This is a genomic window from Streptomyces sp. CC228A (genome assembly GCF_021390935.1).
In the GTDB taxonomy this organism is placed as follows: domain Bacteria; phylum Actinomycetota; class Actinomycetes; order Streptomycetales; family Streptomycetaceae; genus Streptomyces.
Map to the genome: position 1 here is coordinate 888,390 of NZ_JAJPUI010000001.1, position 25,769 is coordinate 914,158.

Below are 25,769 nucleotides of genomic sequence, written 5' to 3' on the forward strand. Positions count from 1 at the left end.
ACGCCCATGGACCTCACGATCCTCTACCGCGGGCCCCTCTCGTCCTGCGACTACGACTGCCCCTACTGCCCCTTCGCCAAGCGCCGCGACACCCCCGACCGACTGCGCGCCGACCGCGCCGCGCTCACCCGCTTCACCACCTGGGCGCGGCAGCAGACCGGGGACCGGCTCTCCGTCCTCTTCACCCCCTGGGGAGAGGGGCTCGTCCGCTCCTGGTACCGGCAGGCACTCGTCGAGCTGTCCCACACCCCGCACGTCCGGCGGGTCGCCATCCAGACCAATCTGAGCTGCCGCACCGACTGGCTGGCGGACGCCGACCCGGACACCATCGCCCTGTGGTGCACGTACCACCCCGGCCAGACGCCCTACGACCGGTTCCTGGCCAAGGCCCGCGACCTCGCCGACCGGTCCGTCCGCTTCAGCGTCGGCACCGTCGGCCTGCCCCAGCACCTGGAGCACGCCCGCCGCCTGCGCGCCGACCTGCCCCGACACGTCTACCTGTGGGTCAACGCCGCCGAGGGCCGCACCTACACCGACGCCGAGGCCGCCGAGTGGACCGCCCTCGATCCGCTCTTCCCCTACAGCCGCCACCCGCACCGCTCGGCGGGCCTGCCGTGCCGCACCGGCGAGTCCGTGATCTCCGTGGACGGGGACGGCGCGGTCCGCCGCTGCCACTTCGTCCCCGCCGAGCTCGGCAACCTCTACGACGGCTCCTACCGCAGCGCCCTCGCCCCGCGCCCCTGCCCGCTCGCCCGGTGCGACTGCCACATCGGCTACGTCCACCTGGAGACGCTGCCGCTCTACGACGTCTTCGCGGGAGGCGTCCTGGAACGGATCCCCGCCGCCCACCCCGCCGCCCCCGTGACAGGAGCCCCATGACCGTCGACGAGCTGCTGGCAGAGGCCCGCCGCGCCGCCCGCGGCGGCGACTGGACCGCCGCGGCAGACGCCTACGTCCGGGCCGCGGTAGAAGGCAGCCGCGAAGGAGCCGACGGCGCCGTCGCCGTGGCACCCCGGCTGCGGGACCTCGCCGACGGGGGCCGAGCCGACGCGGCCGCGCTGCTCGCCGGGATCCTGCTGGAGTACTGCGAAGACGCGGCGCTGCCGACCGCCGCGGAATACGCGCGCCGGGCGGCCGACGCGGGCGACCCGGCCGGCCTGCGCACCTACGGCTACCTCCTCCTCGAAGGCCGGGGCGTCGCCCCGGACCGCGCGCGTGCGGCCGGTCTGCTGCGCGCGGCCGCCGACGCGGGCGACGCCTACGCCGCCTTCAACCTGGCGCAGCTCATCCTCGGTGACGGTGCCGGCGACACCGCTCCCGACAGAGACCGCGCCGCCGCCCGCGCCGAGGCCCTGCGGCTGCTGGAGGGCGCGGCGCTGCACGGGGTCGTCCCCGCCGGTGCGGTGCTCGGCGACCGGCTGTCGGACGAGGACCGCGACGACGAGGCGCTGCACTGGTACCTGCGGGCCGCCGAGCAGGGCCACACAGGGGCGATGTACGCCGCGGCGTGCCGGTACCGGGACGGACTCGGCACGGCTCCCGACGCCGTGCAGGCGATCCGCTGGTACTTCGCGATGTGCGCGCACGGCGACGGCGACGGCATCCACGACGCCATCGCCATGGCCAGGCACGGGCTGGTCAGCGCCGACGGGATCCGCGAGGCCGGCGCCCTGGCGGGCGACCCGTCGTCCGCCGAGGCCCTCATCGACGTCGTCTTCGGACCGGATGCCGCGGCCTGAACCGCCGCACCGGGTCCGGGACCGGGACGGGTCGCCCCGCAGGGGCCGCTGACGCGTTGCAGGGGCCGCCCGGCACACGGCCGGGGCGGCACCGGAGGCAAGGCGGGGCGGGTCGGCTGTGCGCCGGGGCCCCGGGCGCCTGCGCGGTCGGCGCGGGGGCCGCCGGCGCCGGGGCCCTTCGAGTGGCCACCGTGGCGGCGCGCCGGGCGCCAGGGCACGCATGAGCCCTCCGGCCGGAGACCGAGCGTCCTGCCTCACCGGCCCGGGACCCGCTGTCGCGGCCGCCCGGGTGAGGCAAGGGCCCAGGCGCGCTTCCGGCACCGCAGGAGTCAGGCACCGGTGGGCACTCCTCCCCGGGCCCTCCCGCCCGCTCGCGCAGCCGCACGCCGTGGCGCTCCCGCCGCAGGCCGGCCACGCTCGCGGGCGGCACCCCTAGACCGCCGCCGCCCACCGCCGGGCCGGTGCGGCGGCGCCGTCGTACCGGACCAGCAGCAGCCGGGCCAGTTCCGGGCACGGGCCGAGGACGTCCGCCAGGACGTCGGCGTCCGCCGCGCCCGCCGCGATGCGGTCCGGGAGGCGGCCGGGGGCGATGACGTACGGGGCGACCGCCACGCGCCGCACGCCGTCGGCCCGCAGGGCCCGTACGGCGTCCTCCGTGCGGGGGGACACCGCGGAGGCGAACGCGGGCCGCACGGCGCACCAACCGGCGCGCCGCAGCTCCCGCGCCGTTTCCGCGATCACCGCGTTCGCCTCCGGGTCGGTGGAGCCCGCGGAGGCCAGCACGAGGCCGGTCGCGGGCTTGTCGGCGGGCGTCAGGCCCGCCTCGTACAGGCGGCGTTCCACCGCCTGGAGCAGCAGGGGCGACGGGCCGAGCACCTCCGCCTGGCGGACGCGCAGGCCCGCGGGCGCCTCGCGGAGCACCGCCGGGATGTCGGCCTTCGCGTGGAACGCCCGGGTCAGCAGCAGCGGCAGCGCCACCACGTCCCGTACGCCCTGCGCGGCCAGGGACTCCAGGACCGCAGGGACCGACGGGAGAGTGAAGTCGAGGAACGCCGTCTCGACGCGCAGGCCCGGCCGCAGACCGGCGGCCGCCCGCGCCAGGGCGTGGACGGTCGCGGCGTGCCGCGGGTCGCGGCTGCCGTGGGCGACGATCAGCAGCACGGGAGGGGTCATGGGCTCAGCTCCTGCCCAGCAGGCCGCGGCGGCGCAGCACCCGGCGTTCCAGCGGGCTGAAGACCAGCAGGTCGACGGCGATACCGACGAGCAGGATGAGCAGGATCGCCAGGAAGATCCCGGGCATGTCGGCGTTGTTGCGGCCGTTGTCCAGCAGCTGGCCGAGGCCGAGGCCGAGGTCCGGGGAGGACGCGATGATCTCGGCGGCCATGAGCGACCGCCACGAGAAGGCCCAGCCCTGCTTGAGGCCCGCCAGGTAGCCCGGCAGCGCGGCGGGCATGACGACGTGCCAGGCGCCGCGCAGGCCGGTGGCGCCCAGGGTGCGGCCGGCGCGCAGGAACAGCGGCGGCACCTGGTCGACGCCCGCCACCAGGCCGTTCGCGATCGACGGCACGGCGCCCAGCAGGATCACCGCGAACATCATCCGGTCGTTCAGGCCCAGCCACAGGACCGCCGGCGGCACCCAGGCCACCGAGGGGAGGGACTGCAGGCCGGAGAGGATCGGGCCGATGGCCGCCCGGACGGGCCTGACCCGGGCCACGAGCAGGCCCAGCGGCGTGCCGATCGCCAGGGCCAGCACGAAACCCAACAGCGCCCGGGACACACTGGTCCACATGACGCCGAACAGCGTCCCCTGCAGCCACATCTCGGCCAGGCTGTCCCACACCGCGGACGGCGACGGCAGCTTGTAGGCGTCGGTGACCTCGGCCCAGACCAGGCCCTGCCAGACCGCGAGGACCAGCGCCACCGCCACCACGGGCGGCAGCACCTTGCTCACCAGCGTCTGGCGCAGCGGGGTCCTGCGGGTCTCCACCGCCTCCAAGGCGTCGAGTCCCGCTTCCAGGTCCTCCAGGTCGTCCGCCCGGCCGCCCGCGTCCTTCCTCGTGTCAGTGCTGGCCATGTCGGCGGATCTCCCCCCGCAGTTGTTCCGTGATCTCCAGGGACAGCTCCGCCACCGCGGCGTCCTCGATGCGGCGCGGCTGCGGGATGCCGACGGTCCACTCCCGGGCGATGCGGCCCGGCCGGGACGACAGCAGCACCACGCGCTGCGCCAGCCGCACGGCCTCCCGTACGTTGTGGGTGACGAACAGCACCGACAGGCCCGTCTCCTGCCAGATCCGGGTCAGCTCGCCGTGCAGCACGTCCCGGGTGATCGCGTCGAGCGCGGCGAACGGCTCGTCCATCAGCAGCAGCCGGCTGTCCTGCGCGAGCGCGCGGGCCATGGCGACCCGCTGGCGCATGCCGCCGGACAGCTCGTGCACGCGCTTGCCGTGGGCGCCGCCCAGCCGTACCAGCTCCAGCAGCCGCTCGGCCTCGCCGCGCCGCTCCGCCTTGGGCACGCCCCGCAGCTTCAGCGCCAGCTCGATGTTCTTCCCGGCGGTCAGCCACGGGAAGAGCGCGTGCTCCTGGAACATCAGCGCCGGGCGGCCGTCGGTGGCGAGGGTGCCCGAGGACGGCCGGTCGAGGCCGGCCACGAGGTTCAGCAGCGTCGACTTGCCGCAGCCGGAGGCCCCGAGCAGGGTGACGAACTCGCCCGGGGCGACATCGAGGCTGATGTCGTCCAGGACGAGCTGCTGCCCCGCGGGCCCGGCGAATGACTTCGACACGTGCTCCAGCCGAGCGGCGTACTCGACCGCGGTGCGGTCCTCGGCCCGGGCCGTCGTGAGCGTGATGGCCATGGTCGTCACCTCCTGGGGTGTGCGGTCTCGTACGGTCAGCGGACGCCGAGGCCGGCGTCGGAGGCCGCGGGCTTGCCGGCGGCCGTGAGGGTCCTGTTGAGCGGTCTCAGGTCGTAGATGCCGCTCAGGTCGGGCCTGTCCAGCAGGCCCGCCGCCACCGCGTGGTCGGCCTGGGCCCGCAGGGTGGCGGCCAGCGGGTCGTCGAGGAAGCGGACGGACGCGAAGGCCGGGTCGAGCACCTCCGCCGGCAGCGGCTTGCCCGACATCTTCTGCAGCTGCGCGTTCACCGACTGCTTCGCCCGGTCGCGGTCGGCGTTGATCCACGCGTTGGCCTGCGCCGCGCCGCGCAGTACCGCCTCCACGACGTCCGGATGGGCGTCGAGGAAGCGCTGGGACACCGCGATGGCGGTGATCAGGAACTGCTCGTCCGGCCACAGCGACGCTTCGTCCAGCAGCACCCTGGCCCCCTCGGCGACCAGCTTCGACGCGGTCGGCTCCGGCACCCACGCCCCGTCGACGGCGCCGGACCGGTACGCGTCGGGGGCGATCTTGTTGTCGGTGCGGACCACCGACACGTCGCCCTTGCCGCTCTGCGGGTCCACCTGCCAGCCCTGCTGCGCGAGCCAGTGCAGCAGCGCCACGTCCTGGGTGTTGCCGTACTGCGGTGACGCGATCCGCTTGCCCTTGACGTCCGCGACCGTGCGGATGCGCTCCGGGTCGACCACCAGCTTCACCCCGCCGGAGGCCGCGCCGCCCACGATCCGCAGGTTGGTGCCGCCCGACCGGACGTAGCCGTTGACGGCGGGCGACGGGCCGACGAAGGCGATGTCCACCGAGCCGCCGTTGAGCGCCTCGATCGCGGACGGGCCCGCGCCGAACACGGCCGTGGTCAGCCGGGTGCCGCGCAGCTCCTTCTGGAAGAAGCCCTCCCGGTCGCCCACCAGCGCCGTGCCGTGCGTGAGGTTCGCGAAGTACCCGACGCGCACCGCGTCCGCCGACAGCTTCGGCCCCTGCGGGGCGACCTTCGGCGCGTCCCGCACCGCCTGCGAGCCGTAGCCGAGGCACGACGTCAGGGCCAGCAGCAGCGGCAGGACCACCGCGGCGGCGACGGCGCGGCGCTGCGGGGGAGCGGGGCGGGAGGCAGGGGGCACGGGAGGGGTTCCTCTCGTCGGCCCGGGCCTACGTCCCGTACGGGGTCGGGGGCGGCGCCGGGCGGTCGGCGTGGGGTCGTCGTCGGGGGCCGGGCAGGGCCGGCCGGCCGGGGGTCATCGGGCACATCGCGCGACGCCTCCGGTTCCGGAGCCGACGCAGCCGGAGCCGACGCGGCCGCCTTCCTTGGCGAAGGTCGCGTACACGTCGGCGCAGGCCGGCCGGCGGCCCATCAGAAGTCCCAGCCCTCGTCGTCGACCACGGCGGCCGCCGTCTTCCCGGTGGCGAAGGACTCGCCGGCCATGCCGGCCGCCAGCGTGGTGCCGTCGGCGGGGTCGATGAGCAGGAAGGAGCCGGTGCGGCGCGAGTCGGCGTACGCGTCGAGCGCCAGCGGCTCGGCCGTACGGACCTTCACGGTGCCGATGTCGTTGGCGACGAGCTGCCCGGGGGCGGCGTGCTGGGAGAGGTCGTCCAGGGTGAGCCGGGACGGGATCTCCTTGACGATCGCCTTGACCGTGCGCGTGGTGTGCTTCAGCAGCACCCGCTGCCCGACGCTCAGCGGCTGGTCGGCGACGTGGCAGACGGTCGCCTCGACGTCCTGGGTGGTCGCGGGCGCGTCGCCCTGCGGCACGATCAGGTCGCCCCGGGAGATGTCGATGTCGTCCTCCAGCAGGAGGGTGACGGACTGGGGGGTCCACGCCACGTCGACCGGCTCGCCGAGCAGGTCGATGCCGCTGATCCGCGAGGTGCGGCCCGACGGGAGGACGGTGACCTCCTGGCCCACGCGGAACGTTCCGGCGGCGATCTGGCCGGCGTAGCCGCGGTAGTCGGGGTGCTCGGCGGTCTGCGGGCGGATCACGTACTGGACCGGCAGGCGGGCGTGGCAGGACGTCAGGTCGTGGCTGACCGGGACCGTCTCCAGGTGCTCCAGCACCGTCGGGCCGCCGTACCAGTCCATGTGCGCGGACGGCTCCACCACGTTGTCGCCGGCGAGCGCCGAGATCGGGATCGCGGTGATCTCCGGGACGCCGAGCTCGCTCGCGTACGCCGTGAACTCCTCGGCGATACGGGCGAAGACGGGCTCCTCGTAGCCGACCAGGTCCATCTTGTTGACGGCGAGGACGACGTGCGGGACCCGCAGCAGGGCGGCGATGGCGGCGTGCCGGCGGGTCTGCTCCACGACGCCGTTGCGGGCGTCGACGAGGATCACGGTCAGCTCGGCCGTGGAGGCACCGGTGACCATGTTGCGGGTGTACTGCACGTGGCCCGGGGTGTCGGCGAGGATGAACCGGCGCCGGGCCGTGGCGAAGTAGCGGTACGCCACGTCGATCGTGATGCCCTGCTCGCGCTCGGCCCGCAGGCCGTCGGTGAGCAGCGCCAGGTCGGGGGCCTCCTGGCCGCGGCTGCGCGAGGCGTGCTCGACGGCCTCCAGCTGGTCGGCGAGCACCGACTTGGAGTCGTGCAGCAGCCGGCCGACCAGGGTCGACTTGCCGTCGTCGACGGAACCGGCGGTGGCGAAGCGCAGCAGGGTGGTGGCCGACAGCCGCTCGGCGGCCGCGGTGGTGGTGCTGGTCATGTCTAGAAGTACCCTTCGCGCTTGCGGTCTTCCATCGCCGCCTCGGACAGCTTGTCGTCGGCGCGGGTGGCGCCCCGCTCGGTCAGCCGGGACGCGGCGATCTCGGCGATCACGGCGTCGAGCGTGGTGGCGTCGGAGTCGACTGCGCCGGTGCAGGACATGTCGCCGACCGTGCGGTAGCGGATCATCCGCTTCTCGACGGTCTCGCCGTCCTTCGGGCCGCCCCACTCGCCGGCCGTCAGCCACATGCCGCCCCGGGCGAACACCTCGCGCTCGTGCGCGAAGTAGATCTCCGGCAGCTCGATGCCCTCGCGGGCGATGTACTGCCACACGTCCAGCTCGGTCCAGTTCGACAGCGGGAACACCCGCACGTGCTCACCGGGCGCGTGCCGGCCGTTGTAGAGCTGCCACAGCTCGGGCCGCTGGCGGCGCGGGTCCCACTGCGAGAACTCGTCGCGGAGGCTGAACACGCGCTCCTTGGCGCGGGCCTTCTCCTCGTCGCGCCGCCCGCCGCCGAAGACGGCGTCGAAGCGGTGCTGCTGGATCGCCTCGGTGAGCGGCACGGTCTGCAGCGGGTTGCGGGTGCCGTCGGGGCGCTCCCTGAGCACGCCGCGGTCGATGTAGTCCTGCACCGACGCCACGTGCAGGCGCAGCCCGTGCGCCGCCACCGTCCGGTCGCGGTACTCGATGACCTCGGGGAAGTTGTGCCCGGTGTCGACGTGCAGCAGCGAGAAGGGGACCGCGGCGGGCGCGAACGCCTTCAGCGCCAGGTGCAGCATGACGATCGAGTCCTTGCCGCCGGAGAACAGGACCACCGGCCGCTCGAACTCGCCCGCCACCTCGCGGAAGATGTGGACGGCCTCGGACTCCAGCGCGTCCAGGTGCGACAGCGCGAACGGGCTGTCGGTCCCCGACGGGACGGTGTTGCTGACGGTGGTCGTCACGCCAGACCCCTCTCGGTGAGCAGCGTGTGCAGCGCCTCGGCGGACTCCTGCACCGTCTGGTGGTGGGACTCGATCCGCAGGTCGGGGCTCTCCGGCTCCTCGTACGGGTCGTCGACGCCGGTCAGCCCGCTGAGCTCGCCGGCCGCCTGCTTGGCGTACAGGCCCTTCACGTCGCGTACGGAGCACACCTCGACCGGGGTCGCGACGTGCACCTCCACGTACGGGGTGCCCTCCCGCTGGTGGCGCTTGCGCACCGCCTCGCGGCTGTCGGCGTACGGGGCGATGACGGGCACGAGGACCTTCACGCCGTGGGAGGCGAGGAGCTCGGCGACGAAGCCGATGCGCTGCACGTTGGTGTGCCGGTCCTCGCGGCTGAAGCCGAGGCCCGCGGAGAGGAACTCGCGGATCTCGTCGCCGTCGAGGACCTCCACGCGGTGGCCCTCGTCGCGCAGCCGCCCGGCCAGCTCGTACGCGATGGTGGTCTTGCCGGCGCTCGGCAGACCCGTGAGCCAGATGGTGGCCCCGGTGGTCCCGGCCGCAGTCACGTGCTTCTCCTGCCCGTCCTGTGAGATCTGTCCGTACGTCATCCGTGCAGCCCGCATTCCGTCTTGGCGCGGCCCGCCCAGCGGCCGGCGCGGGCGTCCTCGCCCACCGCCGTCCGGCGGGTGCACGGGGCGCAGCCGACGGAGGCGTAGCCGTCCGTCAGCAGCGGGTTGGTGAGGACGCCGTGCTCGGCCACGTACGCGTCGACGTCGTCCTGCGTCCAGCGGGCGATCGGCGACACCTTGACCTTGCGGCGCCTGGCGTCCCAGCCGACGACGGGCGTGCCCGCCCGGGTGGGGGACTCGTCGCGGCGCAGCCCGGTCGCCCAGGCGTCGTAGGCGCCGAGGCCCTCCTCCAGCGGCTTCACCTTGCGCAGCGCGCAGCACAGGTCCGGGTCCCGGTCGTGCAGCGCCGGACCGTACTGCGCGTCCTGCTCGGCGACGGTCTGGCGCGGGGTCAGCGTGATGACGTTGACGTCCATCACCGCGGCCACCGCGTCGCGGGTGCCGATGGTCTCCTCGAAGTGGTAGCCGGTGTCCAGGAACACCACGTCCACCCCCGGGAAGGCCCGGGACGCGAGGTGGGCGACGACCGCGTCCTCCATGGAGGAGGTGACGCAGAAGCGCTTGCCGAAGGTGTCGGCGGCCCACGTCAGGATGTCCAGCGCCGGGGCGTCCTCCAGTTCGCGGCCCGCCTGCTCGGCGAGTGCCCGCAGCCGGTCCTCCGTGGCGGTCTCCGTCATGTCCGGTCGCCCCCTCCGCTGCTGTCGTGGCGCTGGAGGCCCCGGGCCAGCAGGCCCAGGAACTTCAGCTGGAAGGCGCGGTTGCAGGCCGCGCACTCCCACGCGCCGTGCCCGGTCTCGTGCGGCCTGAGGTCCTCGTCGCCGCAGTACGGGCAGTGGAAGGGCGCCGCGCGCTCGCTCATCGCGTCTCCTCCTTCGCCGCTGCGCCGGTGCGGCGCACCTGTGCGGGTTCCGTGTTCCGCGGTCCGGTGGCCTTCGTCGCGCCGCTCATGACAGGGACTCCTCGGAGGCCCGCGCCACCCAGGCGGCGAACCGCTCGCCGTCCTCGCGCTCCGCCTGGAAGCGGGTGAGGACGCGCTCGACGTAGTCGGGGAGCTCGGCGGAGGTGACCTTCAGGCCGCGCACCTTGCGCCCGAAGCCGGCCTCCAGGCCGAGGGCGCCGCCCAGGTGCACCTGGAAGCCCTCGACCTGCCGGCCCTCGTCGTCGAGGACGAGCTGGCCCTTGAGGCCGATGTCGGCGACCTGGATGCGGGCGCACGCGTTGGGGCAGCCGTTGACGTTGATGGTGATCGGCTGGTCGAAGTCCGGCATGCGGCGCTCCAGTTCGTCGATCAGGGACGCGCCGCGCGCCTTGGTCTCGACGATGGCCAGCTTGCAGAACTCGATGCCGGTGCAGGCCATGGTGCCGCGCCGGAACGGTGACGGCGCAACCCGCAGGTCCAGGGCCTCCAGGGCGGCGGACAGCGACTCGACCCGGTCCTCTTCGACGTCGAGCACGATCATCTTCTGCTCGACGGTGGTGCGGACCCGGCCGGAGCCGTGAGCCTCGGCCACCTCGGCGATCTTGGTGAGGGTGGCGCCGTCGACCCGGCCGACGCGCGGCGCGAAGCCGACGTAGTAGCGGCCGTCCTTCTGGCGGTGCACGCCGACGTGGTCGCGCCACTCGGCGACGGGCCGGGCGGGTGCGGGGCCGTCGACCAGCTTGCGCTTGAGGTAGTCGTCCTCCAGCACCTGGCGGAACTTCTCGGCACCCCAGTCGGCGACCAGGAACTTGAGGCGGGCGCGGTTGCGCAGCCGCCGGTAGCCGTGGTCGCGGAAGATCGAGATGACACCGGTGTAGACGTCGGGGACCTCGTCGAGCGGCACCCAGGCGCCGAGCCGGACACCGATCTTCGGGTTGGTGGACAGGCCGCCGCCGACCCACACGTCGAAGCCGGGGCCGTGCTCGGGGTGCTCGACGCCCACGAAGGCGATGTCGTTGATCTCGTGGGCCACGTCGAGGAGCGGCGAGCCGGAGATCGCGGACTTGAACTTGCGGGGCAGGTTGGAGAAGTCCTTGTTGCCGATGATGCGGCGCTGGATCTCCTCGATGGCGGGCGTGCCGTCGATGATCTCGTCCTCGGCGATGCCGGCGACCGGCGAGCCGATGATGACGCGCGGGGTGTCGCCGCACGCCTCGGTGGTGGACAGCCCGACCTCTTCCAGCCGGCGCCAGATCTCCGGGACGTCCTCGATGCGGATCCAGTGGTACTGGACGTTCTGCCGGTCGGTGATGTCGGCGGTGCCGCGGGCGAACTCCTGCGAGATCTCGCCGATCACCCGGAGCTGGCGCGTGGTCAGGCGGCCGCCGTCGATGCGGACGCGCAGCATGAAGTACTCGTCGTCCAGCTCCTCCGGCTCCAGGACGGCCGTCTTGCCGCCGTCGATGCCGGGCTTGCGCTGGGTGTAGAGGCCCCACCAGCGCATCCGGCCGCGCAGGTCGTTGGGGTCGATGGAGTCGAAACCGGTCTTCGCGTAGATCGTCTCAATACGTGTCCGCACATTGAGACCATCGTCGTCCTTCTTGAACTGCTCATTGCCGTTGAGGGGAGTGAAGTGTCCCCTCGCCCACTGGCCCTCGCCACGGTGGCGCCCCGGCTTGCGGCGGGGCGTGGCGGGTGTGGGCTTTTCGGGGGTGGCGGCCATGGCTATACGTCCTTCGGGACTGCAGGAGGGCGGCTCTGACCTGCGCAATGTCGCGCAAGGCAGGGCCTTGCGCGACATTGCGCGGGAAAGTCGGGGAAGTCTTCTGATCGCGGCGGAGCTGGGCGTGCGGGTTCGCTCAGAGCGCCGGACACATGGCGCTGGACATGCGGCCGAGGTCGACGTGCCGCCGACTCACCAAGGCAATTCCAGCTTCAGACATGACGGAAGCGTGTCACGGGAGATTGGACTCAGTCCACCTTCGTCCGGGATGTGGACAGAGGTGTCCCGCATTGTGGACAAGTGTGGTCGGGGTCACGCGCCGGCGCGGCTCGCGGCGGGGCCGCCGGACCGGTCGCCGGCGCCCGGCCACGCTCCGGGCGCCTCGGTCTCGGGCCGCTCGGCCGTCTGCGTGTCGTACAGCCGGAAGCCCCGCCGCAGGTAGTTGTCCATGGCGTGCTCGCCGTCCAGCGAGCAGGTGTTCAGCACCACCCGCTTCGTCGGCGTCCGCCCCGGCCAGCGGCCGGCCAGGTCCCAGGCCCGCGCCGTGCCGTACGACAGCAGGTGCCCGCCGATGCCGCGGCCCCGGAACGCCGGGAGCAGCCCGAAGTAGACGATCTCGACAGCGCCCCCGTCCCCGACCCCGTCCCCGTCCTCGGCGTCGTGCGCCCTCAGCTCCACGTACCCCGCCGGCGTCCCCTGCTCGTACGCCACCCACGTCTCCGTACCGGGACGCTCAAGGATCTCCCGCCACTGCGCGTACGTCAGCCCCAGCCGGTCCACCCAGTGCAGGTCGCCGCCGACCGCCGTGTAGAGGAATCTGCTGAACTCCGGCGAGGGCACCCCCGCCCGCTCGATCCGCAGGTCACCGCCGGGCGCGGGGGAGGGGCGCAGATCCTCGGGCGAGGTCTGCTCCAGGTACCAGGTCGTCACGGTGATGCTCATGGGGTCAGCGAACCACGCCGCATCGGCCGTGGCCAAAGCCTGACGGTGGCGGCACCGGGGCTGCGTGTCACAGAGTGGGACGCCGTCTCACGCTCCGCGCGCCGCCACCACCGCCGGCGCCGTGGAGTGCGGCAGGAGGTCCCGCGCCTCCTGCGGCCCCACCACCTCCACCTCCACGTCGTCCCTGAACCGGTAAGGGCGGTGTGCCAGCACACCCCCCAGAGTGCGCCGCACCCGCGACATCTCCGCCCGCACCGTCACCGTCCTGGTCCGGTCCCCGAACACGTCGGCGGCGAGCTGCGCCGCCGTCCGCCCGTCCCGGTGCACCGCCAGCACGTACAGCAGCTCCGCGTGGCGCGGGCTCAGCTCCCGCGTCCAGCCGCCCGCCGTCCCCGACACCCGCACCGTCCAGCACCGCGCCCGGCTCAGGTCCAGCACCACCCGCGTCGCCGCAGCATCCGCCGCCCCGGCCTCCCCGCCGTCCACCACCCTGAGCAGCCAGCCGCCCGGCAGCGGCTCCACCGCGCACTCGCCGAGCGACGGCAGCCACACCCGGCCGCCCGGCCCGACGGACTCCGGCAGCGGCAGCCGGTCCTGCGCCGCCGTGCCCGTCACCGCCGCGGTCCACCCGTGCAGGTCCACCGCCACGGCCCGGCCGCCCACCCGGTGCAGCAGCGGCGCCGCGACCGCCCGGAGCCGCGCCAGCTCCGACAGGTGCCGATTGCGCAGCTCCGCCTCCGCCAGTCGGGCCACCGACCCCACCAGCAGCAGGGTCGCCGGATGCACCGTCGCCACCGGCCCGCTCAGGTCGAGCACCCCCATGAGCCGACCGTCCCTGGGGTCCGTGATCGGCGCCCCCGCACAGGTCCACGGGTGGTGGGTCGCCACGAAGTGCTCCGCCGAGTGCACCTGCACCGGGCGGCGCGCCACCAGCGCCGTCCCCACCCCGTTGGTGCCGACGGTCGACTCCCGCCAGTCGGCGCCCGGCTCGAAGCCGTGCCCGTCCGCCATCCGCAGCACCGAGGAGTGCCCCTCCCGCCACAGCACCCGGCCCTCGGCGTCCGCCACGACCATGATGTGCCGCACCGGATCCGCCACCGAGCCGGGCAGCTGCATCAGGCCCTCCCGCAGCACCGGCAGGACGTGCAGCAGCGGCGACGCCGCCCGGCGCGCCTCCAGCTCCGCCGCCGGCAGCAGGTCGGAGCGGCGGTCCCGGTCCGGGTCCACGCCCTCGCGCAGCATCCGCTGCCAGGACGCCTGGATGTCGGCGCGCGGCGTCAGCGGGGCCCTGCGGCCGCGCAGCGCCGCGTCCCGGATGCCCTTCAGGAGCCGTGTCGCCTCGCGGGGGTCCATCGCGGCGAGGCGCGTCATCTCCACTGTGGCGTTCCGCATGGGCCCTCCCCGCCCCGCGCACCGTTGCTGGTCCGCGTCATCATCCCCCGCGCCCCCGGGGCCCGCGGCGCCGGGTGCAACCTCTTGCAACTCTCCCGCGGGCCCGTCCGCTTGTACGACAGTGGGGCCGTACCGGATTCCGCGCGGTCCGCCGCGCGGCTCCCGGTGCGCGACGGGATGGTGCCGTGTCGGCGCAGCACCATCCCAGCCGCTCTCCGGGCGCGGGCCGCCACTCCACGGCCCGCGCCCTCCGCACGCCCGGCCTCCCGCGCCCGCCCTGCGCGCACCTCTCCCCACACGGAACGCTCCGAGCGGCGCCCTGATGCAGCAGCGGCACCCCGTAGGGACGGCACCCCGTAGGGACGCGGCACCGGTGTGGACGCGGCGCCGCAAGCGCCGCTGTCGGGGTGCCCCTGTGCACTGATGCCGCAAGCGCCACTGCCCGCAGCCCCGGCCCCCCCGTCCGCACCCTGTCCGTCCGCACCCTGTCCGTCCGCACCCTGTCCGTCCGCACCCTGTCCGTCCGCACCCTGTCCGTCCGCACCCCCCGTCCGTACGCACGGGTCAGCGCCCCCACGGATCCCCGCGCGCCCCAGTGTCCTGGCCCGCGGCTCGCCGCGGCGGTTCCGGGGGCTACACGACGGCCCGCGCCCGCTCCACGACCGCCCCGAGGCCCAGGGTGTGCGGCAGCGTCCCGAACGCCGCCCCCCAGTCCCCGCCGAGCCGCGAGCCGCAGAACGCGTCCGCGACCTCGGGCGGTGCGAACCGCACCAGCAGCGAGCCCTGCAGCACCAGCGCCATGCGCTCCACCAGCCGCCGCGCCCGGGCCTCCAGGCCCTCCAGGTCGGCCAGTTCCGTCAGCAGCCCCTTGACGGCCGCGTCCAGCCGGTGGTCCGCGCCCCGGGCCAGCCCGACCTCCGTCAGGTACGCGTCCAGCGCCCGCGGCTCCCGCTGCAGCGCCCGCAGCACATCCAGGGCCTGGACGTTGCCGGAGCCCTCCCAGATGGAGTTGAGCGGCGCCTCACGCAGCAGCCGGGGCATCCCGGACTCCTCCACGTAGCCGTTGCCGCCCAGGCACTCCAGCGCCTCCGCCGCCGTCGGCGTGCACCGCTTCGTCACCCAGTACTTGGCGGCGGGCACGGCGAGGCGCAGCAGCGCCCGCTCGCCCTCCGCGTCCCGGCCGCCCGCCTCCACCGCGTCGTACGCCGCCGCGAGCCGCATCCCGAGGACGGTCGCCGCCTCGGACTCCAGCGCCAGGTCAGCCAGGACGTTGCGCATCAGCGGCTTGTCCACGAGGAGTCCGCCGAAGGCACTGCGGTACGAGGTGTGGTGCACGGCCTGCGCCACCGCCTGCCGCATCAGCGCCGCCGACCCCAGCACGCAGTCCAGCCGGGTCGCCGCCACCATCTCGATGATGGTGCGGACCCCGCGGCCCTCCTCGCCCACCCGGCGCGCCCACGTCCCGTCGAACTCGACCTCGCCGGAGGCGTTGGACCGGTTCCCCAGCTTGTCCTTGAGCCGCTGGATGCGGAACACGTTCCGGGTGCCGTCCTCCAGCACCCGCGGCACCAGGAAGCACGTCAGCCCCTCGGCCGCCTGCGCCAGCACCAGGAACCCGTCGGACATCGGCGCGGAGCAGAACCACTTGTGCCCCGTCAGCGCGTATTCGCCCTCCGCCGCCAGCGGGGCCGCCGCCGTCGTGTTGGCCCGCACGTCGCTGCCGCCCTGCTTTTCGGTCATGCCCATGCCGAAGAGCACGCCGGTCTTCTGCGCGGCCGGGCGCAGCTCCTCCCCCTCGTACACCCGCGAGGTCAGCTTCGGCTCCCAGAAGGCCGCCGGCTCCGGGTCCGCGCGGAGGGCCGGCACGGCCGCGTGGGTCATCGACAGCGGGCAGCCGTGCCCCGCCTCGGCCTGCGTCCACACGAGGAAGCCCGCCGCGCGCCGCACGTGGCCGCCCGGGGTCGACCAGGCGGCGGTCAGCCCGGCGCTGACCGCGTGGCCCAGCAGGCGGTGCCAGGCGGGGTGGAAGTCCACCTCGTCGATCCGGTGGCCGTAGCGGTCGTGGGTGCGCAGTTTCGGCGGGTTCTCGTTGGCGAGGGCGCCCCAGCTGAGGGCGTGGACGGAGCCGGCGCTGGTGCCGAGCGTGGACAGCTCCGTCCGGGCCTCCTCGTGGAGTCCGGGAGGAAGATGACGTTCCACGGCCTCGGCGAGGGCCCGGTCGGCGGTGAAGACGTCGTACCCGACCAGCGGCGGAGGCTGGTTGGTCACGGTGTGGGTGGTGGCTGCCATGCGGATACGGTAAGGAGGTGCAGGCAGCAAAGGAAACACCCGAGTCGGCCAGGGGAGCGGCCGTATCCGGCGGCCCCGCCGGGGCCTCCTCCGCGGACCCCGGTGCCCCGGGGGGACACGGCGCCCAGGACGGGTCCTCGGGCCTGCTCCACCGGGCGAGGGTCCTCTACCGCAACGTCTCCAAGCGGAAGTTGGCCTGGCTCCTCCTCAAGGACACCGTCAACTCGTGCATCGAGTACCGCATCCTGGGCCTCGCCGCGGAGGCCGCGTTCTTCACCCTGCTCTCCCTGCCGCCCCTGATGCTCGGCCTGCTGGGCCTCCTCGGCTACATCGACGAGTGGACCGACACCACCACCGTCGCGTCCATCGAGAGGAACATCCTCGCCGCCGTCGGCACGGTCCTGTCCGACCGCGGTGTCAACGAGATCGCCCGCCCGCTCATCGAGGACGTCACCCGCGCCGGCCGGCCCGACGTGATCTCGATCGGTTTCGCCATCGCGCTGTGGTCCGGGTCCCGCGCCGTGAACGTCTTCATCGACACCATCACCGTCATGTACGGCCTGGACGGGCACCGCGGCATCGTCGCGACCCGGCTGCTCGCCTTCCTCCTCTACATCGTCGCCCTGCTGATCGGCGCGGTCGTGCTGCCGCTCGCCGTGGTCGGCCCCGACCGGGTGGTGGAGCTGGTGCCCTGGGGGACGGAGGTCGTCGCCGTCCTGTACTGGCCGGTCGTCATCCTTCTGTCCATCGCGTTCCTGACGACCCTGTACCACGTGTCCGTCCCGGTGCGGTCGCCCTGGGTGGAGGACGTGCCGGGCGCCCTGGTCGCCCTCGCCATGTGGGTGCTGGGCAGCTTCCTGCTGCGCATCTACCTGACCGGCACGGTCGAGGGCCCCACCATCTACGGGTCGCTGGCCGCGCCCATCGCCGTCCTGCTGTGGATCGGCATCTCGGCGTTCGCCGTGCTGGTCGGCGCCGCCGTCAACGCCGCCATCGACCGGGTCTGGCCCTCCGTCACCACCGCCGCCGCGCGCGCCGAGACCGAGCGCGCCCGCGCGGCCGAGGCCGCCGCGCTGGTGGCCCGCGCCCGCGGGACGGCGCCGGAGGCGGACCCCGACGACCCCGACATGCCCGCGGAGTTCCCGGAGCGGTGGTCCCGGTTCCTGCCGCCCGACGACGTGAAGAGCCGCTTCCAGTGGGAGAGGAACGACCGGGCCGAGCAGAAGCCGGCCGAGAAGAAGCCGCCGGCGAAGAAGCCGCCGGAGAAGAAGCCCCCGCGGAGCACGCCGCCCGAGAAGCCCCGCGCGGACGGGCGGCCCCGGAAGGGCCGCCCGCGGCGCGCCGCCCGGACGACCCCGGTCCGGCGGGGAGGAGCCGCAGGAGCGGGCGGCGGAGAAGAAGAGGGGCAGGCACCGCAAGGACGGGAGCCACCACTGAGCGCAGACGGAGCTCGGCCGGTGCACGGCCGGCCCGCCGGCCGGCCGACGCGGACCGCCACCGCGCTGACCGCTCGTGCCGCCGCCCGCAGGCCGGCTCCCGCGGCCCGGCGCGGCGCTGACCGCCCGTACCGTCGCGCGGGCGGCCTGCGCAGGGCTGACGGCCCGTAGGGCCGGGGCGTGCAGCCGGAGGCCCGGGCCCGCGCCGGCTCACTGCGCGGGCGGCTCGCCCCGGTGGCCGGCTCACGGCGCCGGCGGCTCCGCCGCGCCCGTGCCCTCCGGGGCGGCCGATCCGGTCGCGTCCGCGTAGAGCTGCACGCCCCGGCCGTCCGGGTCCAGCACGACGGCGTACCGCTGCCCCCACACCGCGTCCCAGGGGGCGAGGTGGCCGCGGTGGCCGGCCGCGAGCAGCGCGTCGTAGGTCGCGTCGACCTCCGCGGGGCTCGCGCAGCGGAAGGCGAGCGCGACCGCGTCGCCGCCGCTCGGCCGGGTCCACCCCGGGTCGTACGAGCGGACGGTGTCCTCGGTGTCCCACATGACGCGCATGCCGCCGGGCAGCGCGGCCTCCGCGTGCGGGGCGGTGTCGGCGGAGGCGGGGATGTCCAGGCCGAGGAGGCGGTAGAAGGCGAGGGTGGCGGCCATGTCGGAGACGACCAGGCCGAGGGCGTCGAAGCGCGGGGTCGGTGTCATGGCCGCAGCCTAGGCGCCCGTCCCCGCCGGCCCTGTCAGGGTCGGACATGAGCGAACGTAAGACTTCCGTCATCCGGGTGAAGCCCCTGCGGGGGCGTTCTTCGCGTTGAATGGCCTCCACGACAGCGATAGGCGAGGAGGCGGTGGCGATGGCCGGCGTACGGAAGCTGGTGACCCGACCGGTGGCGGTGGGGGTGGCGGTGGTCGCCCTGGTGGCGCTCGGCTTCGGGCTGTACTGGTTCCAGCCGTGGAAGCTGGCCACGGACGAGACGGTCGACGAGGCGCTGCCCGGCGCGGTCGTCACCGCCCCGGCGGACTCCGGCGCCCCCGCTGCCGCCGCCCCGTCGCAGGAGCCGTCCGCGCAGGCCCCCGCGTCGCCGTCGCCCGACGCGGGCCCGCAGACGCTCGCCACGGGCACCTTTGTCACGCACGAGCACGGCACCACCGGCACGGTCAGCGTCCTGCGGCTGCCCGACGGCTCCCAGGTCCTCCGCCTGGAGGACCTCGACACCAGCAACGGCCCGGACCTGAAGGTGTGGGTGACCGACGCCCCCGTGATCGAGGGCAAGGCCGGCTGGGGCGTCTTCGACGACGGCGCGTACGTCGACCTCGGCAAGCTCAAGGGCAACAAGGGCGACCAGAACTACGCGCTGCCCGCCGGCTTCGACCTGGCCGCGTACGGCAGCGTCAGCATCTGGTGCGACCGGTTCGACGTGTCCTTCGGCGCGGCCGAGCTGAAGAAGGCGTGACGCACCGCCGCAGGTCCGGGGCCTGACATACGTATACCGGGCATACAAGGCGTATAGCTGCATATGTGTTGATAAGGTGTGCGTGCTGCCGTTCCGCCCCACGCACATCGCCCCGGAGGTGCGGTCATGCCCACCCGTCGCACCCCCTTGCCCGGCGTCGGCGCGCAGTACGACTTCACCACCGAGGAGGGCCGCAGGCTCTCCGTGGTCGTCCACCGCGACGGTCGCCGCTTCCTCGGCTTCTACCGGGACGACGACCCCGACACCTGCGAGGCGGCGGTGGCCCTCACGCCCGAGGACGCCGCCGCCCTCGCCCAGCTCATCGACCCCGTCCCGGTGGACGGCATCCGCACCGACGGGCTCGACCTCGTCACCGAGCACATCCAGGTCACCAGCCGCTCCCCGTACGGGGGGCGGCTGCTCGGCGACACCCGTGCCCGCACCCGCACCGGCGCCTCCGTCGTCGCCGTCCTGCGCCGGACGAGCGCCCACCCGTCACCCGGACCCGACTTCCGGCTCGCCATCGGCGACACGCTGGTCGTCGTCGGCACCCGCGAGGGCGTGGACGCGCTCGACGCGATCATCGGCGGTGAGTGACCGTGCACGACACGGCCGCCCTCCTCATCGAACTGGGCGCGGTCATCCTCGCCCTCGGCCTTGCCGGCCGGTTCGCCGAACGCCTCGGGCTCTCCCCGATCCCCCTCTACCTGCTGGCAGGGCTCGCCTTCGGCGACGGCGGCATCCTGCCGCTCGACGCCACGGCGGATTTCGTCGCCGTCGGCGCCGAGATCGGGGTGATCCTGCTGCTGCTCCTGCTCGGCCTGGAGTACAGCGCCTCCGAACTCGTCACCAGCCTGCGCACCCAGTACCCCTCCGGCCTCGTCGACTTCGTCCTCAACGCCACCCCCGGCGCGGCCGCCGCCCTGCTGCTGGGCTGGGGGCCGGTCGCCGCCTTCGCCCTCGCCGGCGTCACCTGGGTGTCCTCCTCCGGCGTCATCGCGAAGGTCCTCACCGACCTCGGCCGCCTCGGCAACCGCGAGACACCCGTCGTCCTCGGCATCCTCGTCATGGAGGACCTGCTGATGGCCGTGTACCTGCCGGTGCTCACCGTCCTCCTCGCGGGCGTGAGCCTCGCCGGCGGCAGCGTCACCCTGCTGATCTCCCTCGGCACGGTCGGCGTCGTCCTCTACCTGGCCCTGCGCCACGGCCGCCACATCAGCCGGGCGGTGTCCTCCGACAACCCCGAGATGCTGCTCCTCGTCGTCCTCGGCCTGACCGTGCTCGTCGCCGGCCTCGCCCAGCGGCTCCAGGTGTCCGCCGCCGTCGGCGCGTTCCTCGTCGGCATCGCCCTGTCCGGCGAGGTGGCGGAGGGCGCCCGCAAGATCCTCGCCCCGCTGCGGGACCTGTTCGCCGCGGTGTTCTTCCTCTTCTTCGGCCTCTCCACGGCCCCCGGCGCCATCCCCCCGGTGCTGCTGCCCGCACTCCTGCTGGCGTTCGTCACCGCCCTCACCAAGGTCTACACCGGCTGGTACGCGGCCGGCCGCGCCCTCGTGGGCCGCCGCGGCCGGTTCCGGGCGGGCGGCGCGCTCGTCGCCCGCGGCGAGTTCTCCATCGTCATCGCGGGGCTCGCCGTCGGCACGGAGCCGAGGATCGGCCCGTTCGCCACGGCGTACGTGCTGATCCTCGTCATGCTCGGACCGTTCACCGCACGGTGGACGCAGCCCGCCCTGTACGGGCTGCGCGACCTGCTGGGCCGCCGCCCGCGGCGGCGCCGGAAGCCGTCCCCGGGCACGGGGAGCGCACCGAGGCCCCGGACACCTCCACCGCGGGGTGACCCGGCCCCTCAGGCGCGCACCGCCACCAGGACGCAGCTTCGGCCCGTACTGCCACACGGGCCCCGCCGCGGCGAACCCCGCCGTGCGGAGGAGCTCCACGTGCCGGCGGAGCGTCAACCCGTTGTCGCCGCCGGCGCCGGCCCCCGCCGGGCCCGCTCCGCGAGCGGGCCGGCCAGCTCCGGCGCCCTGGTGGCCGCCGCCCACCAGCCGCGCCAGTCCTCGTGCGCGTCCGCCCCGTGCCGCTCGGCGTGGCGGCGGCCCACGACGGCCGCGAGCCGCGCCACCGCCGGGTCCTCCTGGAACAGGTGGTCGCCGTTGACCAGCACCCCGCCCGGCCGCAGGCTCTCCCGGAGCTGCCCGTACACGGCGAGCAGCGCCGGCTCCGGCAGGTAGTGCAGCGCCGTCGCCGACACCACCGCGTCCAGCGGCCGGTCCAGCCCGAGCGCCGACAGCCAGCCGGGCTCCCCGATCGTGGCGTCCGCGAACCGCACGAGCGAGCCGTGGTGGGCCCGCCCCAGCGCGAGGAGCAGCGGGTCGGTGTCCACCCCGACGACCTCGGCCCGCGGGATGCGCCCCGCGAGGCGGGCGGCGAGCGAGCCGGGGCCGCAGCCGAGGTCCGCCAGCAGCGGACGCCCGACCGCGGCCGTCGCGGTCTCCACGACGTCGGCGATCACCGTGAATCGGGCCTCGCGGTCGCACGCGTACCTCTCCTGCTGGAGGTCCCACCTGCGGATCCACTCACCCGCGCGTTCGGCGGTCAGCTCGTGCGCCACCATGGTCGTCGTTCCGGACATCTTCCCCTCGTGCTCCCTTGCCGTTGGTGCTCCGTCGTGCCGTCAGGCCGTGTCCAGGCCCTCCAGCACCCCGAGGAGCCGGTCGATCTCCTCGGGCGTGTTGTAGACGTGCAGGCTGACCCGCACCGAACTGTCCGCCTCCCCGGCCCGCGCCTGGCACAGCCCGTCCGCCCGCACCAGCAGCCCGTGCGCGGCGAGGATGAACCCCAGGTCGTTGGCGCTGATCCCGTGGTGCCGGAAGGTGACCAGGCCCTGCCTGCGCTGCACCGAGGACGCCGCGGACAGGCTGAGCGGGCAGCCCAGCACCTCGTACGAGCCGAGTCGGCTCAGCCCGTCCGTGAGCCGCACGCCCAGGCCGACCGTCCACTCGTCGATCCGGGCCACGCCCGCCGCGTCCAGCCAGTCCAGCGCGGCCCGCAGGCTGAGGATGCCGGTGGTGTTGGGCGTGCCCTGCCAGCCGCCGGGCCGGTAGGGGACACCGCGCCGCCCGCGCGCCCAGACCACGCCCGTGCCCGGCAGGCCCATCGCCTTGTGCCCGGAGAACACCGCGAAGTCCACGTCCAGGGCGGCGAGGTCCACCGGCAGGTGACCGACGCTCTGCGCGGCGTCCAGGCAGATCGGGACGTCCGGCCCGACCACCTCCCGCACCCGGTGGACGTTCATGTCGGCGCCGTACACGTGGTGCACGTGCGTGGCCGCCACGAACCGGGTGCGCTCCCCGACCAGCCCGGCCAGCGCCTCCAGGTCGTAGTCCCGGGACTCCTGCTGGTACGGCATGGGGTGCACGGTGATCCGCACCCCCCGCTCGGCGAGCAGGTCTCGCGCCTCCAGCCACGGCAGGTGGTTGGCCTCGTGGTCGGCGAACGGCACCACGATCTCGTCGCCGTCCGCGAGCCACCGCACCAGCCAGTCCCGGGCCACGCTGCGCAGTCCCTCGGACGCCCCGCTGGTGAACCACACGGCGGACCGGTCGGGATCCGGGTCGCCCAGGAACGCCTTGACCCGCTCCCGGGTCTCCTCGATCAGCGCGGTGGTGCGGTTCGCCCAGGTGTAGGTGCCGCGCCCGGCGTTGGCGTTGCAGCCCGTCAGGTATGCCTGGACGGCGTCGAGGACCGCCTTCGGCTTCTGCGCGGTGGCCGCGCTGTCCAGGTACGCGAGATTGGGGTTGCCGGTCACGATCGGGAACTGCTCGCGCAGCGGCCGCTGCCACTCCCGCAGCCCGGCCGAGGGCCCCGCCGCGGAGCCGGCCGCCGCGGGGCGCGTGTCGGATGTCGTCATCGTCCGCCCCCTCTCAGTCCCGCACCATCGGCGCACCCGCGTCCCGCCAGGCGATGATCCCGCCGGACAGGCTGCGCACGTTCCGGTGGCCCATCCGGGTCAGCAGCGCCGCGTACGCCACCGACTGCTCGCCCACCGGGCAGACCAGCAGCACCGGCTGGGACCGGCCGAACGGCAGTCCGCCGTGCAGGAGTTCCGCGAACAGCTCGTCCACGATGTTCACCGACCCCTCGATGTGCAGGGCCGCGAACGCGAAACCGCCCCGCAGGTCGACGACGACGGGCCGCTCCGCCGCGATCCACGAGCGGGCCTCCTCGACGCCGATGACGTGCACCGCGTCGAGTTCCTCCGGGGTCAGCGTGGCGGGGGAGTTGGGCCGCGGGGGCCGCCGCAGCAGCTCGGGCCTGCGCTGCCGCACGTAGCTCATGTAGCTCTCGACCCGGTCGCAGACGATGAACACCGCCGTCCGCCGCCGCCCGTCCTCCCGCGGCCCGCACGCGGCGTCCAGCGCCCGCAGGTGGCGTACGGCCCCGAAGTACGCGGCGCCACCGGTCGGCCCGGCGAGGATGCCGCAGCGCCGCACCAGCGTGAGCATCCCGTCGATGGCCTCGTCGGCGGTCACCGACTCCACCGTGTCGTAGGTGGCGGGGTCGAAGAGGCCGACCTCGTGGACCTCGTCGATGTTCCGGATGCCGGGGATGAAGTCCGACTTGTGGGCGACGAGCCCGATGACCGAGGTGTCCGGGTCGTGGGCGCGCAGCGCGCGGGCCGTGCCGGTGGAGGAGCCGGCCGTGCCCACCGCGGCGACGAACCAGTCGGGGGCCGTGCCGCCCAGGTCCTTGATGATCTCCGGGCCGGTGCCGGAGGCGTGCGCCTCGGCGTTGGCCGGGTTGTAGTACTGGTCGGTGTGCAGGTACTGCCCGTCGTCCGCGGTGAGCATCCCGTGGATGCGGGTCAGCGGGTCCTCGGTCGCCGTCGGGTCGAGGCACTCCGCCTGGCCGGGCAGCTCCTCGATCTCCGCGCCGAGCAGCAGCAGCAGGTCCTTGATCTCGGGGACCTTCATGCGGTTGGTGACGCTCTTGAAAGGCAGCCCGTGCATCCCCGCGATGACGGCGAGCGCCTTCGCGGTGTTGCCGCTGGACAGCTCGACGACCGTGCGGCCCTGCTCCTGCGCCTGCGCGAGGTGCGGGCGGGCCATCCGCCACGCGGCCCGGTCCTTGACCGAGCCGAACGGGTTGAGCAGCTCCAGTTTGGCGTACAGGTCGATGTGGGCGAGCCCGTGGACCTCCGGTGCGATCCGGACGAGGGGCGTGTCGCCGATGGCGTCGGTGATGTGGTCGTACCTCATACGGCGTCCCCCAGGTCGTCGCCCGCGGTGAGGTGGGGCCAGTACTGCTCGTCGAGGCACCAGCGCCAGGCCCCGCCCGGGCCCTCGTACACGGCGGCCTTCCGGGCGACGGGCTGCATCATGGCGTGGTCGGCCGTGAAGTCCATGAAGTACCCGGCGGTGTTGACGAACGCCAGCAGGTCGCCGGGGCGCGGCGCCCGGGGCAGGTACACGGCGCGGCGGCTGATCAGGTCGGACTCCAGGCACAGGTTGCCGAGGAGGTAGGCGCCGACGGGTCCGCCGCCGCCCTCCTCGCGCCGCGGCACGAGCACCGGGTCGACCAGCAGCCCGTGGTCCTCCAGGCCGATGTCCCTGGCGTTCGCGGCGAGCCGCACGAGGTGCTCTCCCGCCGCGGTCACCCGGACCTCCAGCACCTCGGCGAGGGTGAGGCCGCACTGGTCGGTCAGGGCGCGGCCGGGCTCGGTGTGCAGGTCGTACAGGTTCTCCAGGAGCAGGGTGGCCAGCGGCCGGCCCAGCGCGGGCGCTGCCTGCCCGAGCAGCTCGTCCAGGTAGCGCGGACCCGCCACCGGCCGGTGCCCCGGGTAGACACCGAGGGCTCCGCGCAGCGTGCCGTTCTCCCCGCGCAGCCCGTAGCCGTGCCCCTCCCAGGTGATCGGCTCGCGCTTGCCGAGCAGCGCGCGGGTCAGCTCCGTGGTGTACGCCTCCCACTGGGCGCCGTCCGCGAGGTAGTCGACGCCGAAGCCGCCGCCGATGTCGACGGCGCGGGGGCGCAGCCCGCGGCGGCGGCACTCGTCCAGGACCCGCACGGACCCTTCGAGTGCGACGGCCTTCTCGGTGAGGGCCATCGTGTCCAGGTGGAAGGAGACGCCCGTCAACTCGACGCTGTCGCGGTGCTTCTCGGCCAGGTCCAGCAGGGCGTCGGCCTCGTCGGCGGGGATGCCGAAGCGGCTGCGCCGGGTGAGGGTGCGGGTGCCGGGCGAGGAGAAGCCGGAGAGCCGCGGCATCACGGACGCACGGGGCAGCCCGTGGCGCTCGACGAGTGCGGCGAGCGCGGTGAGTTCGCCGGCGGAGTCCACGCAGACGGTGGTGCCGGTGCGGGCGGCCAGCCACAGGAAGGCGGGTTCCTTCGGGCCGGTCGCGGTGATCCGGTCGGGGGTGAAGCCGCAGCCCAGGGCGTGCTGGAGCTCGCCGAGGGACGCCACGTCGACGCCGACGGCCGCCGCCCCGGCGGTGCCCCCGCCGGCCGGGGCGAGCGCCGCCAGCCGGCGGACGAGGGCGCTGGAGCGGTTGGCCTTGTGGGCGAACGCGATCCGCCCGGCGAGCCGGTGCCGGGCGTACACGTCCTGGAAGCGGCGGACGTTGTCCGCGATCTGGTCGGGCAGCACCACGTTCAGCGGCGAGCCCAGGGCGGCCGTCAGGGAGTGGAGGAAGGAGGGGGAGTCCAGCAGCGCCGCCGCCCGTGACTCCAGTCGTGGTGCGAGATACAGCGGTTCGCTCATGCGGGTG

General features: G+C 74.4%; 23 protein-coding genes and 2 pseudogenes. 6 read left to right on the forward strand and 19 right to left on the reverse strand.

Annotated features, from left to right (window positions below):
• Positions 1-6: 6 nt before the first annotated feature.
• Positions 7-879, forward strand: coding sequence for an STM4011 family radical SAM protein (locus L6E17_RS03960; protein WP_236239335.1), 873 nt, complete (start codon positions 7-9; stop codon positions 877-879).
• Entirely contained in the window at positions 876-1,739 is an 864-nt protein-coding gene (locus L6E17_RS03965; RefSeq protein WP_236239336.1) for a hypothetical protein, read from the forward strand. Before L6E17_RS03960 ends, L6E17_RS03965 begins: the two co-directional genes overlap by 4 nt.
• Before the next feature lie 432 nt (positions 1,740-2,171).
• On the opposite strand, the gene L6E17_RS03970 is transcribed toward L6E17_RS03965, so the two are convergent.
• The 14 genes from L6E17_RS03970 to L6E17_RS04030 all read right to left on the reverse strand — a co-directional run bounded on the left by L6E17_RS03970 (position 2,172) and on the right by L6E17_RS04030 (position 16,133).
• Entirely contained in the window at positions 2,172-2,912 is a 741-nt protein-coding gene (locus tag L6E17_RS03970) for a sirohydrochlorin chelatase (protein WP_236239337.1), read from the reverse strand.
• A 4-nt stretch (positions 2,913-2,916) separates the two neighbouring features.
• Positions 2,917-3,813: an ABC transporter permease gene (locus L6E17_RS03975; protein WP_236239338.1), complete on the reverse strand. Its 897-nt coding sequence runs from the start codon at positions 3,811-3,813 to the stop codon at positions 2,917-2,919.
• Positions 3,800-4,591, reverse strand: coding sequence for an ABC transporter ATP-binding protein (locus tag L6E17_RS03980; RefSeq protein ID WP_236239339.1), 792 nt, complete (start codon positions 4,589-4,591; stop codon positions 3,800-3,802). The genes L6E17_RS03975 and L6E17_RS03980 overlap by 14 nt, the downstream gene beginning before the upstream one ends.
• 35 nt (positions 4,592-4,626) lie before the next feature.
• Positions 4,627-5,742 carry an aliphatic sulfonate ABC transporter substrate-binding protein gene (locus L6E17_RS03985; protein WP_236239340.1) on the reverse strand — a complete coding sequence of 372 codons (1,116 nt, stop codon included), beginning with the start codon at positions 5,740-5,742 and terminating at the stop codon, positions 4,627-4,629.
• Between the two features lie 230 nt (positions 5,743-5,972).
• Positions 5,973-7,316: a sulfate adenylyltransferase subunit 1 gene (locus tag L6E17_RS03990; RefSeq protein WP_236239341.1), complete on the reverse strand. Its 1,344-nt coding sequence runs from the start codon at positions 7,314-7,316 to the stop codon at positions 5,973-5,975.
• A gap of 2 nt (positions 7,317-7,318) precedes the next feature.
• Entirely contained in the window at positions 7,319-8,260 is a 942-nt protein-coding gene (gene cysD, locus L6E17_RS03995; protein WP_236239342.1) for a sulfate adenylyltransferase subunit CysD, read from the reverse strand.
• Positions 8,257-8,847 (reverse strand): adenylyl-sulfate kinase, encoded by a 591-nt coding sequence (gene cysC / locus L6E17_RS04000; RefSeq protein WP_236239343.1) that lies wholly within the window; start codon positions 8,845-8,847, stop codon positions 8,257-8,259. Before cysC ends, cysD begins: the two co-directional genes overlap by 4 nt.
• Positions 8,844-9,545: a phosphoadenylyl-sulfate reductase gene (locus L6E17_RS04005; protein ID WP_236239344.1), complete on the reverse strand. Its 702-nt coding sequence runs from the start codon at positions 9,543-9,545 to the stop codon at positions 8,844-8,846. Before L6E17_RS04005 ends, cysC begins: the two co-directional genes overlap by 4 nt.
• Positions 9,542-9,727, reverse strand: a complete 186-nt coding sequence (locus L6E17_RS04010; RefSeq protein WP_236239345.1) for a hypothetical protein — start codon at positions 9,725-9,727, stop codon at positions 9,542-9,544. The genes L6E17_RS04005 and L6E17_RS04010 overlap by 4 nt, the downstream gene beginning before the upstream one ends.
• Before the next feature lie 85 nt (positions 9,728-9,812).
• Complete coding sequence (locus L6E17_RS04015; protein WP_236239346.1) at positions 9,813-11,510, reverse strand: nitrite/sulfite reductase; 1,698 nt, start codon at positions 11,508-11,510, stop codon at positions 9,813-9,815.
• A gap of 136 nt (positions 11,511-11,646) precedes the next feature.
• Complete coding sequence (locus L6E17_RS31355) at positions 11,647-11,730, reverse strand: putative leader peptide (protein WP_319020140.1); 84 nt, start codon at positions 11,728-11,730, stop codon at positions 11,647-11,649.
• Between the two features lie 92 nt (positions 11,731-11,822).
• A complete protein-coding gene (locus L6E17_RS04020) occupies positions 11,823-12,452 on the reverse strand; it encodes a GNAT family N-acetyltransferase (RefSeq protein ID WP_236239347.1) in 630 nt (209 codons plus the stop codon).
• A gap of 87 nt (positions 12,453-12,539) precedes the next feature.
• Positions 12,540-13,844 carry a GAF domain-containing protein gene (locus L6E17_RS04025; protein ID WP_236239348.1) on the reverse strand — a complete coding sequence of 435 codons (1,305 nt, stop codon included), beginning with the start codon at positions 13,842-13,844 and terminating at the stop codon, positions 12,540-12,542.
• A gap of 633 nt (positions 13,845-14,477) precedes the next feature.
• Positions 14,478-16,133, reverse strand: a complete 1,656-nt coding sequence (locus tag L6E17_RS04030) for an acyl-CoA dehydrogenase family protein (protein ID WP_236239349.1) — start codon at positions 16,131-16,133, stop codon at positions 14,478-14,480.
• Between the two features lie 191 nt (positions 16,134-16,324).
• Between L6E17_RS04030 and L6E17_RS04035 the strand changes: the two are divergent.
• Positions 16,325-17,336, forward strand: a pseudogene (locus L6E17_RS04035) (YihY/virulence factor BrkB family protein); the annotation flags it as partial.
• A gap of 476 nt (positions 17,337-17,812) precedes the next feature.
• Here the strand turns inward: L6E17_RS04035 and L6E17_RS04040 are convergent.
• Positions 17,813-18,259 (reverse strand): VOC family protein, encoded by a 447-nt coding sequence (locus L6E17_RS04040; protein ID WP_236239350.1) that lies wholly within the window; start codon positions 18,257-18,259, stop codon positions 17,813-17,815.
• 149 nt (positions 18,260-18,408) lie between these two features.
• On the opposite strand from L6E17_RS04040, the gene L6E17_RS04045 reads away from it, so the two are divergent.
• The 3 genes and pseudogenes from L6E17_RS04045 to L6E17_RS04055 form a co-directional block, all read left to right on the forward strand.
• Complete coding sequence (locus L6E17_RS04045; RefSeq protein ID WP_236239650.1) at positions 18,409-19,008, forward strand: DM13 domain-containing protein; 600 nt, start codon at positions 18,409-18,411, stop codon at positions 19,006-19,008.
• Positions 19,009-19,134: 126 nt separating this feature from the next.
• On the forward strand, positions 19,135-19,605 hold the full coding sequence (locus tag L6E17_RS04050; RefSeq protein ID WP_236239351.1) for a cation:proton antiporter regulatory subunit: 471 nt from the start codon (positions 19,135-19,137) through the stop codon (positions 19,603-19,605).
• Between the two features lie 2 nt (positions 19,606-19,607).
• Positions 19,608-20,733: pseudogene (locus tag L6E17_RS04055) on the forward strand (cation:proton antiporter); the annotation flags it as partial.
• 223 nt (positions 20,734-20,956) lie between these two features.
• Here L6E17_RS04055 and L6E17_RS04060 read toward each other — a convergent pair.
• The 4 genes from L6E17_RS04060 to L6E17_RS04075 are packed head-to-tail and all read right to left on the reverse strand — an operon-like array spanning position 20,957 to position 25,762.
• On the reverse strand, positions 20,957-21,637 hold the full coding sequence (locus tag L6E17_RS04060) for a class I SAM-dependent methyltransferase (RefSeq protein ID WP_308315819.1): 681 nt from the start codon (positions 21,635-21,637) through the stop codon (positions 20,957-20,959).
• Between the two features lie 42 nt (positions 21,638-21,679).
• Complete coding sequence (locus tag L6E17_RS04065) at positions 21,680-22,915, reverse strand: aminotransferase class V-fold PLP-dependent enzyme (RefSeq protein ID WP_236239352.1); 1,236 nt, start codon at positions 22,913-22,915, stop codon at positions 21,680-21,682.
• Between the two features lie 13 nt (positions 22,916-22,928).
• Complete coding sequence (locus L6E17_RS04070) at positions 22,929-24,263, reverse strand: pyridoxal-phosphate dependent enzyme (protein ID WP_236239353.1); 1,335 nt, start codon at positions 24,261-24,263, stop codon at positions 22,929-22,931.
• Positions 24,260-25,762: an alanine racemase gene (locus tag L6E17_RS04075; RefSeq protein WP_236239354.1), complete on the reverse strand. Its 1,503-nt coding sequence runs from the start codon at positions 25,760-25,762 to the stop codon at positions 24,260-24,262. Before L6E17_RS04075 ends, L6E17_RS04070 begins: the two co-directional genes overlap by 4 nt.
• Positions 25,763-25,769: the final 7 nt, after the last annotated feature.